The organism is Streptomyces sp. NPDC031340 (assembly GCF_055569945.1).
In genome coordinates this window covers 60,719-74,434 of sequence record NZ_JBVIIE010000017.1, presented here as the reverse complement: position 1 = coordinate 74,434, position 13,716 = coordinate 60,719, and the positions used below count along the sequence as shown (strand labels likewise).

The window sequence follows — 13,716 nt, the reverse complement described above, 5'->3', positions numbered from 1 at the left end:
TCATGGGCTGAGCTGCTTCCTGGGGACGGGCGCGGCGAGCCGGACCCGGGTGCCGGTGCGGGGTGCCGGACTGATCTCGAGGCTGCCCCCGACGAGCAGGGCCCGCTCACGCATGCCGCGGATGCCGGCGCCTTCACGGGCGGCCTTGATGCCGGAGCCGTCGTCGGTGACCGTCAGCACCACGCCGTCGTCGGTGTGACACAGGGCCACGGTGACCGTTTCGGCCTCCGCGTGACGGGCGACGTTGGTCAGCGACTCCTGCGCGACGCGGTAGAGCACCAGTTCCGTCTCCGGCGCGAGGGCGGGCAGGTCGGCGTCGAAACGGCGGGTGACCCGCAGCCCGGTGTGGGTGGCGAAGTCCTCGGTGAGCGAGGTCAGCGCGCTGACCAGACCCAGGTCGTCCAGCACGCCCGGCCGCAGCCGGCGCACCAGGCGGCGGACCTCGTCCAGGCTCTGCCGGGTGATCTCCTGCACCTCGGTCAGCTCCTTGCACAGCGGCTCGGGCGCGTCGTCCGCGGCCCGCTTCAGACCCAGCAGGATCGCCGTCATGGTCTGGCCGACCTCGTCGTGCAGTTCCTGGGCGATACGGCGGCGTTCGGCCTCCTGCGCGAGCAGCGCCCGGGCACTGCTGGTGGCCCTCTCCTGCTCCAGCCGCTCCAGCATGGCGTTGAACGTGCGGATCACCTCGGCGACCTCGCCCCCACCGGAGGCGGGCAGGCGCTGGCCGGGACGCAGCAGGTCCACCGTGGTCATCAGCTTGGCGAGCCGGTCCAGCGGCGCCATGCCCAGCCGCAGGAGTACGGCGTTGGCGACCAGCATGACCGCCAGACCGGCGACCAGGATGATCGCCTCGGTGAGCAGAACCGGCACCGAGACGGTCACCGGGGACCACAGCAACAGGGCCGTGGCTGTGCCCAGCACCACGGCGTTGAGGGCGAAGATCCGCCAGAACAACGACACCTGCCGCACGCCTTTCCCCCTCACTTCACCTCCACTGTGGCCCGCCACGTTCACGGTGCCGGGTGCTCGAAGTGAGTCTGCGGCCAGCCTGCCCCGTTCCGCGTGCCCCGTCGATGGGACCCGGACCCCATTTTCCGGGACGCGCACCACCCACGCGTCGCCGCATGGATCCCGTGGCCCGGCGTAAATGGGGCCCGCGCCCGATGGGCGTCCGCCGCCGGCCCGGCCAGGGTGGAAGGCAATGCACCGGGCCGGCCGAAGCGGTCGGCCCGGCAAGCCGCCGGGCACTCCGACGTCCGGCACCCGCCCGCGCGACGCCGCGCGTGCGGCGAGTCCTCGAGAAAGGGATCGACCATGTCGCTCGACGTCACCCGGGCCGAACCCCACCTGCACGAGGCGCGACAGCGCCTGGAACACGCCCGCAGCTCCCGGCTGGCGCAGCTGCACGCCATCGACGAGACCGGGCAGACCCCGGACGACCACCTGCTGTCCGAGCAGCGGACCGCGATGGAACGGGCCCTGAAAGAGATCGAGGAAGCCTTCGCCCGCGTCGAGGACGGTACCTACGGAACCTGCCTGGGCTGCACCCAGCCGATCCCCGCGGAACGGCTGGAGATCCTGCCCTACACCCGCTTCTGCGTCGCCTGCCGGCGCCGCACCACCTGACCACGCCCGCACCGACCCTCCGACGCCCTGCCCTCAAAGGGGTGAAGTGGTGAACCACCAGACCATCGGCCAGCGCACGGCACACCTGTCGGCCGAGGACCTCGCCGCCCTGCGCGACACCCTGCACGACCAGCTCCTGTTCCGCCAGGAGCAACTGCGGCAGCTCGTCGGCGAGGTCACCTCCCGCACCGAGGACCGACTCCGGCAGCAGGACGCCGCGCGGATCGAGGTGCAGGTCAAGCTCGCCGCCTCCGCCCGCATGGTCCTCGCCGACGTCGAAGCCGCCCTCGCCCGCATGGACGAGGGCACGTACGGCACCTGCCACCTGTGCCGCGGACCCCTCGACCGAGAACGGCTGATGATCGTGCCGCAGGCCCGCTACTGCGGACGCTGCCAGCAGGTCAGGAAGGCAGCACCGTGACCGCGTCCCTCCCGCACACCGCCGCCCCGCACCGGCCCTGGCCGGCGTGCCGGCGCTGCTGCGGCATCGCCCTGGACATGGGGAGCGCCCGCACCCGCGCCTGGATCGCCGGCCGGGGCGTGGTCGTCGACGTACCCACCGTCACCCTTCCCGGCGCCGACGCGGTGTTCCCCATCCAGCGCGGCACCATCGTCGACGCGCCGGGGTGCGCCCGCATGCTGCGGCGCCTGCTCGCCGACCGACTGCCCCGCGTCGCCCGCCCCATGGTCATCGTCACCACTCCCGGCCTGGACGGAGTCGCCTACCGCACCCAGGCCCGCACCGCGATCGACGTGCTGCGCCCGCGCACCGTGCTGACCGTGCCCAGCGCCCGGGCCATCGCCGTGGCGGCCGGCGCGGACCTGTCCCGTCCGCTGATGGTGGTGGACATCGGAGCCCACCTCACCGAAGCGGTCCTGCTGGGCGACGGCGACATCACCGACGCGCGCCGTACCGCCCTGGGCACCAGCGACCTGGCCGGATCGACCACACCCGAGGAGATCGCCGAGGCGGTGGCGACGATGCTCACCGCGATGCTCCGGCAGGACCGCACCTCGCTCACCGTGGACGCCCTGCACCGCGGTGTCCTCCTGGCCGGCGGAGGCGCCCTGCGCCCCGAGATCACGTATCACCTCACCGGGCGGCTGCACGCGCCGCTGCGTGTGGTGCCGGCCCCGCACACCGCGGCCGTCCGCGGCGCCGCCGAGCTCCTGCAAGCCGCCCACACCCACCCCTCCGCCTCCGGCCCCCCGCCTCCGGCCGCCCGCTCTCATTAGGGCCTGGCGTTTGGATCATCCCGGCGGCGCGGGGTCTGGCACGCGCATCTGCCGCGTTGTCGTCGGTTGCCGACTCCCCCACGCTCGGCTGCGCTCGCGCGGGGGGACCCCCATCGCGTCGACGCCCTCCTCCGCCTTGCAGCTGCACGCACCAGACCCCGCTCGGGTCGGCCGCAAGGCACCGAACCTCACAGCCGGCCTGATCCAGACGAAAGGCCCTGGGCCGCGCCGCCGTCCCCGATCTCCTCGGCTTCCTCGGCGCTCCGCATCCGCTGCGTCCACCGCCGAAAGGAGGACACGTGCCCGGCCGCACACCCCCGTCCCCGGCCCCACCACCATCCCCACCCCCGCCACCGCGGGAACTGCCCCGGGTCACGCTCTGGCGGCTGCGGCGCAACCCCCTGCGCCGCCGCAGCGACCTGGTGCAGGCCTGGATCGGCCTCGGCCTGATCCTGGCCGCCCTGGCAGCCACCCCTGCCGCCATGTTCCTGGCCGGGGACGCCTCCTACCACCACTGCACCCGCACCGCCCGGCACCAGGCCGCCACCCGCCACCACACCACCGCCGTCCTAGTCGAGGACGCCCGGCGTCACCCCGAACCCGGCTCCGCCGAGGCCAGGAAGACCCGCTACCCGGCCAAGGTCCGCTTCACCGGCCCCGACGGACACACTCACACCGCCACGACGGACGTCGAGCCCGCACTGCCCAGGGGCAGCACCGTCCGCGTCTGGGTCGGCACCGACGGAAAGATCACCGACCCGCCCATGAGCCCCGGCCAGGTCCGCAGCCGTGCCATGGGCTCGGCCATCATCGCCGCCCTCGGCGTCCACGCCACCGCAGCCGCCGCCTACGGCGTCGCCGGCCGCGTCGTCCAGCGCCGCAACCTGGCCGCATGGGACACCGCCTGGGCCGAGACGGCACCCCGCTGGACGACTTCGCCGTAGCCCGCGATCCGGCACCCGCGGGCGCCGTGGACCACGGGCGGACCGGTGGGAGGACCGACGGGCGGACCGATGGGCAGACCGGGCGGGCGGACCGGCAGTGCCCCGTACCGGCCTGCGGGCCCCCAGAGGCCACCCGGCCGGTACGGGTCCGGGCCGCCTGGCGACCGGGTGACCGACTTGCCCGGCGCTCAGCGCAGCCGGATCAGCGCCGCCTGGAAGGCGATGGCGTGCCGTGCCTCGTCCGCGGCGGTGTCGAGCCAGAAGCGAGCGGCAGCGGTGTCGCCGACGGCGGCGGCCCGGGCGGCGAAGCCCGGGTAGACGCTGGTCGCCTCCGAGCGCTCACCGGCGATGGCCCTCTCCAGGTTCTCCCTGGTGGTTCGCACCAGGCCGGCCAGGACGGCCTCGCCGGCGAAGTGCTCGCGCAGCTCGACCGCGGCCGTCCCCTCCCACAGACGGGCCAGTGCCTCGTTCCCGGTCTGCCTCGCACGTTCCGCGAACAGCATGTACTTGGCGTAGGCGAGAGCCTCGCCGTGCATCGCGGTGTCCAGGTTGGCCTTCGTCCGCGCGGCGTGCACCTGCGGCGGCCCGGCGGGCACCGAGACCGGGTCGACCTGGGGCGGCGGCGGGATGGTGCCGTGGCCGGTCGTCAGGACGGCGAGCGCCGCACGGAAGGCGTCGCGGTGCAGGCCCTCGTCCGCGGCGATCTCCGTGAACAGTTCGGCCGCGTTCTGGTCCCCGTCCTGCCGGGCCTGCTCCGCGAACTCGCGGTACATGATCTGGTGCTCGTACGTCTCCCCGTTGATGGCCTGGCGCAGGTTGGCCGCGTTCGTGCCGACCACGCCGGCCAGCGTGGCCGCCTCGCGCAGGTGCTCGTTCAGCTCGGTCTGTGCGGTGCTCCGGAAGAGCCGTGCGACGCGGGGGTGGCCTTCGCGGTCGGCCTGCGCGCCGAAGAGGTCGTAGGAGGCAAAGGCGAACGCCTCGCCCTTCATGGTGGTGTTGAGGTCTTCGAGCGTCTGCGCATGAAGAGCCCGGGTGCCGGCATGGACCGCCGGATGGGCGTCGACCGGGGCGGCGACGGCCAGGGCGGGGGCTGCCTGCGACGCTGCGGTCAGTGCGCACAGACCGACCAGGAGCGTACGGAACGAATGGCGGAACACGACTTCCTCCTCCGGGGGCCTCTCGGATGACGCGCCCCTTGCTCATCCGAACCGATGGGTCCCGTTCCCGCCCTTTCTGCTGATGCTCCCGGGTGACGGAACGTCACCAGAAGCGGGGCGAGTCACTTCGGTCGCGTGGCCCTGTGGCCCTGTGGCCCGGTGGCCCGGTGGCCCGGCGGCAGGTGGTGGCGCGCCCCGGTCCTCGGCGAGTTCTCGCGCGACCGCCGCTCCGTCCGCGACGACGGGGCATCCTGGGATCCGGGACAGCGGGCCGGGAGGTGTCGGCATGCGGTGGTGGGCCGGGGGATGGACGGTCGCCGGGATGATTGCCCTGGCCGCCTGCGGCGCGTCGCCCGGTGGTGGACCGGCCGCAGGGGCGTCCGGGGACCGCGCGACGGAGCCGCCGGGCAGTGCGCCCACGAGCAACGCGCCTACGGCCGGTGCGCCGTCGAGCGGTTCCGTTCCACCGGTCTCGCCGGTGCCCCCGGGCCCGGCCTCCACCGGGCCCGCGAGCCCGACGGGACCCGGCCCGTCCGCGCCCGCCGCCTCGTCCTCGGCTTCAGCCACCCGCTGTGCCGCCGGGCGGACGGAGATCACCGTCGCGCCGGGTGGTCCGCTCCGGCGGCAGGTGTGCGTGCGGCCGGGGACCGTGGTGTCACTGGTGCTCCGGCCCCGCACGGACGACAAACGGTGGACGGCCGTGCGGAGTTCCGCGCCGGTCTTCGTCCTGGTGTCCGGATGGCGAGTGGACGCCGACGGCACCGCGCACGCCGCGCTGCGGTGCGCGGGCACCCGGGGCGGCAGCGCCGAGATCACCGCGCTGGCGAAGGCTCCGGACGTGGCGGGAGCGGCGCGCGGCGCCTTCTTCTTCGACATGACGGTGACCCCGTACGCGCGGGAGGGGTGACCCCGGGAGCACCCGGAATCAACCCTCCCTTCATCACGCGGTGCGCGTCAGTCGCAGTCGCGCACCTTGATGCTGCGGATGCCGCGGCCGTGCGTGGCCGCGTACAGGGTGCTTCCGTCGGGGCCCAGCTTCAGCTGGAGCACGGCGACCGCCGGGAGGCTGCCGACGCGCTGCCACTTGGTGTGGCCCGGGGCGCGGTAGACGACGCCCAGGTCGGTGGCGACGGCGAGGCCGCCGTTCGGCGTGACGACCGCGGAGTCGGTCGGCACGTCGGGCAGGTTGGCCGAGATGTCCTTCCAGGTGGTGCCGCCGTCGGTGGACTCGAAGACGTGGCCGACGCCCGCGCCGGGGCCCTCGGTCCAGTGCCGGGAGAAGCCGTTGACGGCGAGGAAGACGTGGTCGGCGTTCTTCGGGTCGATGGCGAAGCCGCTGAGGTAGCGGTTGGGCACCGTCCCGTCCACGGGCAGGGCGATGTCGTGCCAGCCGGTGCCGTCCGCGTTGCCGACGGAGATGCCGCGGGCGAAACCCTGGTTGTTGCAGGGGCCGCACCAGGCCGCGTAGACCTTGCCGCCCGAGGCCGCGACGGCGGTCGCGGTGCGGCCGGCGCCGAGGTCGTACACGCTCTTCCACTCGTCGCCGCTGCGGATGGCGTAGCCGTGCGTCTGCACCCAGACGTGGCGGCCGCCGGCGATCCACGTCGAGCTGCTCTTCAGGTCGGCCGCGAGCGGGGCGATGAAGCGGGCCTCGCCGGTCGCGTTGTCGGCCGGAGCGACGCCGTACGAGGTGGCCTTGGCCGGGTCGGTGATCCAACTGCCGTCGTTGACGGCGCAGTTCTGCGTCACCTGGACGGCGAGATAGACGTACTCCTCCGCGATGTTGCAGCCGTCGGCCGGGTCGGTGAGCGTGTCGCCGCCGTCGCCGCCGAAGTTCGAGCCCATGACCTTGTCGTTGCTGCGCAGGACGGACTGGCCGTTGTCCTGCAGGCCGCCGGTGACGGAGACGCCGCCGTGGTCCAGGTCCTTGCCGACGCCGACCGAGTAGTACTGGAGGGTGTCGATGGTGCCGTCGTTGAGGGAGGTCCAGTCGGTGGCGTGGCCGGAGGCGTCCTGGGAGCCGTCGACCGGGCGCTTGTAGACGCCGCCGTCGTTGCCGACGTACACGAAGCTCTTGCCGTGGTAGCGGCCGATCGCGACGCCGTGCTGGTCGGAGTGGGTGGTCCGGTTGCAGTCGCCGCTCTGCTTCGCCGGGTCGATGGACCAGCAGGGGAAGGTGAAGTTCCAGTACGGGCCGACGGTCGACCAGTTGCTGCCGCCGTCCTTGGTCTCGTAGACCTCCTCGAGCCCGGCGTACACGTGCCGCGGGTCGCTCGGGTCGACGGTGAGGAACTGGTTGTACCAGGCCTGCACGCCCGGCATGTAACCGGCGGAGGTCAGCGCGGAGCCGGAGGCGGCCAGCCCCTGGTAGTCGGCGATCTTCGTCCAGGGTCCGGTGGGAGAGCCGGACTTGGAGACGAAGATGCCCTCGAGGCCGCTGTCGGGGTTGGTGTTCAGCTGCTCCGGCGACTGGTCGATGGCGTAGTAGCGCGAGCCGTCGGCGGACCGGGCGAAGGTGACGTTGCCCACCTGGTCGGGGTCGGCCGGCAGGTCGCCCAGGCCGCCGGTGATCCGGGTCCAGGCGCCGCCGGCGTCCTTGGTGTAGAAGCCGTTGTAGTCGTCACCGCTGCGCCAGCCGACCGCCAGGACCACCTTGGACGGGTCCTTCGGGTCGATCGCGATGTCGTTGGTGATGTTCTTGTACGGGGCTTCGGGCTCGTCGCCCTTCGAACCGCCCGGCAGGTAGTCGGGGTTGGGGGCATACTCCAGCTTCCAGGCGCCCTTCAGCGTCTTCGTGGAGTGGCTCCACACACCCTCGCTGGTCGCCGCCCACACCTTGCCGCCGCCGAAGCGCAACTGGTGGACGGTGGTGGACTCCAGCTCGTCGCCGCCGACCCGGCTGCGGGAGGAGAAGGTGCCGTGGTGCGGGTGGGACAGGACGTAGACGCCGCTGCCGAGGTAGGCGTCGGCGTTGGTGGTCGCCTCGCCGGTGCCCAGCCACAGCCGCCCGGCGCCGTCCACCGCGAGCGCGCCGGTGGACTGCGAAGGCAGCCTGTCGCTGATCGGCTTCCAGTGCCCGCCGCCCCGCTTGGACCGCCATACGCCGCCGCCCGCGCTGCCCGCGTAGACGTAGCCGGCGTCGTCGGCGGCCATCGCGGCCATGCGGCCGGTGACGTTGCCCGAACCGCCGCTGGAGTTGGAGTCGATGTCCCGGTAGCGGGGATCGTCGGAGTCGTACGGCAGGGCGGTGACGTCCCGCCAACTGCCGCCGGTGCTCGGCAGCTTCGTGAGGCCGGCCCAGGCGGCGCCGTACGCGCCGGGGGAGACCACGCCGGGCGAGGTGCGGGCCTCGGCGTACTGCTGCGCGCCCTCGGCTATCTCGTCCGCCTCGTTGCCGTCGTCCTCGGCCTTCGCCGTGGGGCTCATGGCGCCCACGGACTGCTCGCGTTCGGCGGCCAGTCGCGCCAGGGTGCGCGCCCCGAAGGGCTTGTGGCCCTTTCCGGCCGCCGCGCCTGCGGGTGTCGCGACGAGTGCGGCGGATGCGGTGATGGCGCAGATCGTGAACCATCGTCTCTTGCGGGTTGGTGCTGACACCAGATCCTCCCAGAACGGGTGGTCGTACAGCTGTTGCAGAGAACCCGACCACCGGCGACGGGAACCGTCCGGCACTTGGACAAGTCTTTGATCGGAACCTGTCACCAACGACCGCGAGCCGAACCGGCCGACAGGGACGACAACGCGTGAACACCCCGCCCGACAACGACGTATACGACGAGGTGACCGCCGTGACCTTCAGCACGACCCGGGGTCACGGGCAGCGGCCGGAGAGGGGATGATGGGCGACCGTGCCGGGTGATCACAGGGCAACGGGCGACGGCCGGGACGCGGGCACGTGTCCGGGCTGGGGCGTGGCCTGTGCCAGGGCCGGGCTGTTCGCCCTCGTCGGCAGCGTGCTGGCCGCGCTCGGCCATCACACGGTCGCCCAAGGAGCCGTTCCCTGGCGCCTGGTGGCGACGTTCGCGCTCGTCCAGTTCGTCCTCCTGTGGCCGTTCGCCCGCCGTCGGCCGTCCCTGCCCGCCGTGATCGCGTGCACCCTCGCCGCCCAGGGCGTACTGCACCGGGCGTTGACCCGGGCCGGCGGCACGCAGCCCCCGCACCGCCGTCCCGCGGCGAACCCCATGGACGGCGACGCGGCGATGTTCCCCGGGGACGGTCACGTGCCGATGGTTCCCGGGGACGGTCATGCCTGGCATCACGCGTCGGCGGCCATGACGACCGCTCACGTGGCGGCCGCGCTGGTGGTCGCCGTGCTGTTGCAGCGCGCGGACGCGGCCGTGGCGGCGGGACTGGCCACGGCCCGCGCGCTGCGCCGTCTCGCCGCGGCCGTCGTGGCCCGGATGGTGACGGCGGCGCACACCGTCACCGTCCCGGCCCCGCTCGCGGTACGGCCGGCCGGCTGCTTCGCGCCTCCGAGGGCGCCGGGGACACGAACTCTGGAACACGCGCTGGTGCGCAGGGGACCACCGGGGCGCGACCGCGTCCCGAACCGTCCCTTCACCCGGGCCCGGGCTCCGGCCTGCCCGGCTTCACCAGCGAGGAATCTCCATGTCCATGTCCATGCCCAAGCGCCTCCCCGTCCGTACGTCCCGCCGTCTCGCGCTCGTCGGCGCCGCCGCGCTCACGGCGACCCTCGCCCTGGCCGGACCGGCCTTCGCCCACGCGGAGGTCGAGGCCGACAAGGCGCAGGCCCTGGCCGAGAACGTCACCCTCACCTTCGTCTCCGAGGCCGAGTCCGACGACGCGGGCTTCCTTAAGGTGCGCGTCGTCCTGCCTGCGGGCATCGCTCCCGCCGACGTCACGCTCGACGAGGCGCCGAAGGGCTGGAAGCTGACGGTGACCGACGACGGCTACACCGTCGACGGACCCGCCCTGAAGCCCGGCGTCGACGCCGAGTACAAGATCAAGGTGAAGCAGCTGCCGGAGGCCGAGCAGCTGGCTTTCAAGACCATCGAGACCTACAGCGACGGCGAGATCTCCCGCTGGATCGAGCTGCCCAGCGGCGGAGCGGAGCCCGAACAGCCCGCGCCCGTACTGAAGTTGAAGGCCGCCGCCCCGGGTGCCAAGCCCATCGGCCAGAGCCCGTCCGCGACCCCCAGCCCGACCCCGTCGGCCACCGGATCGCCCGCCGCCGTCTCGCCCGCGACCGCCTACGCCACGGCCAAGACCACGGCCGACGGAGACGGAGGCGGCTCGGCAGGGGTGATCGCCGGTGGGGTGGTCGCGGCGGTCGTCGCCCTCGGCGGCGGCGCGTGGTGGCTGGCCAGGCGCCGCCGTGCCTCGGCCGGGAACTGATCGGCCGGTGCGGAAGTCCACGGGGCGCGCGAGTGCCGCCCCGTGGCTCGCCGGTTTGCCGGAACGGGCGAACCGGCGAGTACGAGCCGGAGGTGACGACGGCCGAGCCCGGACTAGGAGGTGCTCGGGACGGGCCGCATGCCGCGCAACTGCTGAATGGTTCCACCGAGCTTGGTCCGGAACTCCTCCAGCATCTCCGGCTCCCTCACGCTGACGATCCAGCGCGAGCCGACGAGGTACTTGCCCCCGTAACCGGCGGCGGAGTCCAGCCAGGTCTCCTTGTACTTCTCCGCCGGGAAGGTGGTGATGAGGTAGTCGACCTCCGGCGTGTGGCACACGCCCTGGCGCAGTTCGTCCGCCTCGATGCGGATCTCGGGCTTGCAGCCGGTCAGCTCGGCGATCACTTCGACCCGGGCCGGCGCGACGACTCCGGCCGCCGGGGCGGCGGAAATCCCCGACGGACCGGTCTCCTCGGCCGCCTGCTCCTCGTCGCCGCCGCAGGCCGTGGCCAGGGGGAGGAGAGCCAGGCCTGCGACGACGGCCGCGCGCCTCGCGGACGCGAAGGACACGCTTCGGCCGATGGGACCTCGCGGTTGCTGCTGGGGCACGTCGCCTCTCCATCTACGGTCTGTGCGTACTGCCTTGGGGTACGGACGAACGCCGGTAACCGTTCACCACCTACGACGGCAAGGGGCCCGTACGACGGCAAGGGCCGTGAGGCCACAAGGGCCCGTGAGGCGGCCGGAACACCGCCCCCTCCCGGGCTCGGCCCATTACCCCGATCGGCCCAACGAGCGGTCAGTGGGCGGGCGGGCCGGCGGTGCCTGGAACATGCTGACCCGAGGGGGCTGACGTGAGGAGTACCGGCCCATGCAGTCCGCGTCTCACATACCGCGCCGTCGTCGCGCCGCCCTGTTCGCCCCGCTGGCCCTGCTGCTGACGGTGATCGTTCCGGCGGCGCCCGCCCGGGCGGGCGGATACGTACCCGACCCGGTCGTCGCCGAACTGACCCGGGTGGCGTCCGCGCTGTCCCCCGGCGAACCGATGGACGATCTGAGGGATCTGCGGCCGCTGGGCCGGGCCGTGGATGACGCGGTGATCGTGGGCGTGGGGGAGGCCACGCACGGCTCCCACCAGTTCTTCACCCTCCAACAGCGGGTCTTCCGGTACCTGGCCGCGGAGAAGGGGTTCACCTCCCTCGCCAGGGAGGCGGGTTGGGACGCCGGCCTGCGCATCAACGACTGGGTGCTGACCGGCAGGGGCGACATCCGCCGGATCATGCGTGAGGTCTTCCAGAGTGAGGACCGGCTGTGGAACAACCAGGAGTATCTGGACCTGTTCGAGTGGATGCGGGCCCACAACGCGCGCAGCAGCCGCAAACTCCAGTTCGTGGGCGACGACATCACCCCTGTCGAACCCAGGCTCTACGACAGGGTGCTGCGGTACGTCGATCGCCGGTTCCCGGCACTGCGCGCACGCTTCACCGACCTCTACCGAGGCCATCCGACGGGCGAAGTGCTAGCGGCCACCCGCGAGTTCAGGAACCGGCCGCAGGGCGAGCGCCTGGACCTGGCCCGGCGTACCCGGCAGGCGTACGAACTGCTCCGCTCGCAGCCGCCCGGCAAGGACCGCGAGGAGTTCGACTGGACCGTCCAGCACGCCCGGGTCATCGCGCAGAGCACCCGCTTCTACGCCTTCGACAACGCCACGCAGGGTACCCAGCAGGATCTGTACCGCGACGAGCAGATGGCCGCCAACCTCACCTGGTGGTACGAGCACACGGGCAGCAGGACCGTGCTCGCCGCGCACGACGGGCACGTGGCCCTGGTCAGCAACAGCCCCGCCTATCCCCGGCCGCAGGGCGCCTTCCTGCGCGACCGGTTCGGTGCCGGGTACCTCAGCGTCCGCACCAGCTTCGGCGAGGGGTCATTCCTCGCGTACGACGACCTCAGCCCCCGTCTGCCCCGGCCCCTGCGCACGTTCACCGTCGGGCCGCCCGCCCGGGGCACCAACGAGTACATTCTGGACCTGGTGCCCCACCCGGGCTACCTGCTGGACCTGCGCACCGTCCGGGAACCCGCCCGGCAGTGGCTGACCGAGGCACGCCCGACCAGGGAGATCGGCACCGTCTGGCCCACTCCCTTGGCCGTCACGTCGCTGCGCGAGAGCTCGGACCTGCTGATCCACTTCCACCACGTCGACGCCGCGCGGCTCCTGCCCCAGTAGTTCGGCCGACGCCTCCAGCACGTCGTCGGAGTCGGCGGATTCGCCGTCACCTCGGCCGCCACCGGCCCGGGACCGGCCCGGGACCGGCCTCGGCAGCGCCGTCTCGGTCATGACGATGGGCCAGTCGCCAGTCGCCAGTCGCCAGTCGCCAGTCGCCAGTCGCCAGTTGCCGAGCCGGCTGCGCGCCACGGCCGACGCCCTTCTCGGCCGCGTCTTCGACGACCTCGGGCAGGACTGCCCCGAGCCGCCCGAGGATCTCGCCGACGACGCCGGAATCGCACTCTCGGAGTGCGAAACGTACTACACGATGCGTCCGGCGACGGTGCGGACGGTGCTCGAGCGCGCGGGAGCGGTGCCGTGGCCCGAGATCGAGCAAGCCGCTGCCGGAGCGGTGATGCCACCACGTACCACCAGGCACGACGTCCGCGACATCGCGCACTTCCGCGGTGTCGTGGACCTGCACCGGAACTGGTTGGACGAAGCGGCCCGCACCGGACGCGGGCTGCTCGTCCTCCTCAGCCGGTGACCGGCACCTGCCGGGGGATCATCAGCGTCTTCCCGGTTCACGGCACCGGGCGCAGATAGCTCAGGGCGAGATGGGTGAGCTCGTCCAGGAACCGTTCCCTCGGGATGGGCGGTCCGTCCAGCAGGTAGCGCACGGTGAGGTGCTCGACCATGCGCACCAGCATCCAGACCGCCGTCTCCAGAGAGGCGTCCGAGCGCAGACCCGGGCGCTGCGTGGTCAGGTAGGCCAGGACCAGTTCGCCGATCCGCTGCTCGAAGACCCGCAGGGCGCGGCCGTCGTCGAGCCGGGGACCGTGCTCGACGACCGCGCGCAGGAACGGCGGCGCCACGTCGAGTCCGTCGAGCAGCACGGCGAGGGTGCCCTGGACGATCACCGGCGCGGGCTGCTCGAACTGCTCGGTCATCCGTGCGGTGACACGCGAGACGAGTTCATCGCCGTAGTGCTCCAGAACGGACAGGACGATCGCGTCCTTGTGCGGAAAGTACTGGTACAGCGAGCCGGGGCTGATGTGCGCCGTCGCCGCGATCCGGCTCGTGGAGGCGCCTTCGTAGCCGTACTCGGCAAGTATCTGTTCACCGGCGTCGAGGATCCGCTTCACCATCGCCCGCGACCGTTCCTGCCGCGGTGTCCTGCGCGGGGAAACGCGAGT

At 72.7% G+C, this 13,716-nt stretch carries 13 protein-coding genes; 8 read left to right on the top strand and 5 right to left on the bottom strand.

Going from position 1 to position 13,716, the window contains the following annotated elements; translation table 11 throughout:
- Entirely contained in the window at window positions 1-960 is a 960-nt protein-coding gene (locus tag ACZ5GT_RS15660) for a sensor histidine kinase (RefSeq protein ID WP_469022660.1), read from the bottom strand.
- Between the two features lie 354 nt (window positions 961-1,314).
- Here ACZ5GT_RS15660 and ACZ5GT_RS15655 point away from each other — a divergent pair, with 354 nt between their 5' ends.
- The 4 genes from ACZ5GT_RS15655 to ACZ5GT_RS15640 all read left to right on the top strand — a co-directional run bounded on the left by ACZ5GT_RS15655 (window position 1,315) and on the right by ACZ5GT_RS15640 (window position 3,806).
- The gene (locus tag ACZ5GT_RS15655) at window positions 1,315-1,626 is read left to right on the top strand and encodes a TraR/DksA C4-type zinc finger protein (protein ID WP_469022302.1); all 312 of its coding nucleotides are present in this window, start codon (window positions 1,315-1,317) and stop codon (window positions 1,624-1,626) included.
- Window positions 1,627-1,672: 46 nt separating this feature from the next.
- Complete coding sequence (locus tag ACZ5GT_RS15650; RefSeq protein WP_469022297.1) at window positions 1,673-2,047, top strand: TraR/DksA family transcriptional regulator; 375 nt, start codon at window positions 1,673-1,675, stop codon at window positions 2,045-2,047.
- A gap of 77 nt (window positions 2,048-2,124) precedes the next feature.
- The gene (locus ACZ5GT_RS15645) at window positions 2,125-2,862 is read left to right on the top strand and encodes a rod shape-determining protein (RefSeq protein ID WP_469022657.1); all 738 of its coding nucleotides are present in this window, start codon (window positions 2,125-2,127) and stop codon (window positions 2,860-2,862) included.
- A gap of 299 nt (window positions 2,863-3,161) precedes the next feature.
- Window positions 3,162-3,806 (top strand): Rv1733c family protein, encoded by a 645-nt coding sequence (locus ACZ5GT_RS15640; protein ID WP_469022294.1) that lies wholly within the window; start codon window positions 3,162-3,164, stop codon window positions 3,804-3,806.
- Window positions 3,807-3,994: 188 nt separating this feature from the next.
- Here ACZ5GT_RS15640 and ACZ5GT_RS15635 read toward each other — a convergent pair whose 3' ends face one another.
- Window positions 3,995-4,963 carry a ferritin family protein gene (locus tag ACZ5GT_RS15635; protein ID WP_469022291.1) on the bottom strand — a complete coding sequence of 323 codons (969 nt, stop codon included), beginning with the start codon at window positions 4,961-4,963 and terminating at the stop codon, window positions 3,995-3,997.
- Between the two features lie 700 nt (window positions 4,964-5,663).
- Between ACZ5GT_RS15635 and ACZ5GT_RS15630 the strand changes: the two genes are divergently transcribed.
- Complete coding sequence (locus tag ACZ5GT_RS15630; protein WP_469022288.1) at window positions 5,664-5,870, top strand: acetyl-CoA synthetase; 207 nt, start codon at window positions 5,664-5,666, stop codon at window positions 5,868-5,870.
- Window positions 5,871-5,917: 47 nt separating this feature from the next.
- Here ACZ5GT_RS15630 and ACZ5GT_RS15625 read toward each other — a convergent pair whose 3' ends face one another.
- The gene (locus tag ACZ5GT_RS15625; RefSeq protein ID WP_469022285.1) at window positions 5,918-8,557 is read right to left on the bottom strand and encodes a beta propeller repeat protein; all 2,640 of its coding nucleotides are present in this window, start codon (window positions 8,555-8,557) and stop codon (window positions 5,918-5,920) included.
- Between the two features lie 1,017 nt (window positions 8,558-9,574).
- Between ACZ5GT_RS15625 and ACZ5GT_RS15620 the strand changes: the two genes are divergently transcribed.
- Window positions 9,575-10,315 (top strand): DUF1775 domain-containing protein, encoded by a 741-nt coding sequence (locus tag ACZ5GT_RS15620; RefSeq protein WP_469022654.1) that lies wholly within the window; start codon window positions 9,575-9,577, stop codon window positions 10,313-10,315.
- A 113-nt stretch (window positions 10,316-10,428) separates the two neighbouring features.
- Here ACZ5GT_RS15620 and ACZ5GT_RS15615 read toward each other — a convergent pair whose 3' ends face one another.
- Window positions 10,429-10,923 carry a hypothetical protein gene (locus ACZ5GT_RS15615; RefSeq protein ID WP_469022281.1) on the bottom strand — a complete coding sequence of 165 codons (495 nt, stop codon included), beginning with the start codon at window positions 10,921-10,923 and terminating at the stop codon, window positions 10,429-10,431.
- Window positions 10,924-11,185: 262 nt separating this feature from the next.
- Between ACZ5GT_RS15615 and ACZ5GT_RS15610 the strand changes: the two genes are divergently transcribed.
- The gene (locus ACZ5GT_RS15610) at window positions 11,186-12,541 is read left to right on the top strand and encodes an erythromycin esterase family protein (RefSeq protein ID WP_469022275.1); all 1,356 of its coding nucleotides are present in this window, start codon (window positions 11,186-11,188) and stop codon (window positions 12,539-12,541) included.
- A 109-nt stretch (window positions 12,542-12,650) separates the two neighbouring features.
- Window positions 12,651-13,067, top strand: coding sequence for a hypothetical protein (locus ACZ5GT_RS15605; RefSeq protein ID WP_469022268.1), 417 nt, complete (start codon window positions 12,651-12,653; stop codon window positions 13,065-13,067).
- 37 nt (window positions 13,068-13,104) lie between these two features.
- On the opposite strand, the gene ACZ5GT_RS15600 is transcribed toward ACZ5GT_RS15605, so the two are convergent.
- Window positions 13,105-13,668 carry a TetR/AcrR family transcriptional regulator gene (locus tag ACZ5GT_RS15600; protein WP_469022265.1) on the bottom strand — a complete coding sequence of 188 codons (564 nt, stop codon included), beginning with the start codon at window positions 13,666-13,668 and terminating at the stop codon, window positions 13,105-13,107.
- Window positions 13,669-13,716: the final 48 nt, after the last annotated feature.

Excerpts from the sequence above, each read along its gene's own strand:
- ACZ5GT_RS15655 (WP_469022302.1), top strand. The coding sequence starts at position 1,315 with ATGTCGCTCGACGTCACCCGGGCCGAACCCCACCTGCACGAGGCGCGA.
- ACZ5GT_RS15645 (WP_469022657.1), top strand. The coding sequence starts at position 2,125 with ATGGGGAGCGCCCGCACCCGCGCCTGGATCGCCGGCCGGGGCGTGGTC.
- ACZ5GT_RS15620 (WP_469022654.1), top strand. The coding sequence starts at position 9,575 with ATGTCCATGCCCAAGCGCCTCCCCGTCCGTACGTCCCGCCGTCTCGCG.
- ACZ5GT_RS15610 (WP_469022275.1), top strand. The coding sequence starts at position 11,186 with ATGCAGTCCGCGTCTCACATACCGCGCCGTCGTCGCGCCGCCCTGTTC.
- ACZ5GT_RS15605 (WP_469022268.1), top strand. The coding sequence starts at position 12,651 with ATGACGATGGGCCAGTCGCCAGTCGCCAGTCGCCAGTCGCCAGTCGCC.
- ACZ5GT_RS15600 (WP_469022265.1), bottom strand. The coding sequence starts at position 13,668 with ATGGTGAAGCGGATCCTCGACGCCGGTGAACAGATACTTGCCGAGTAC.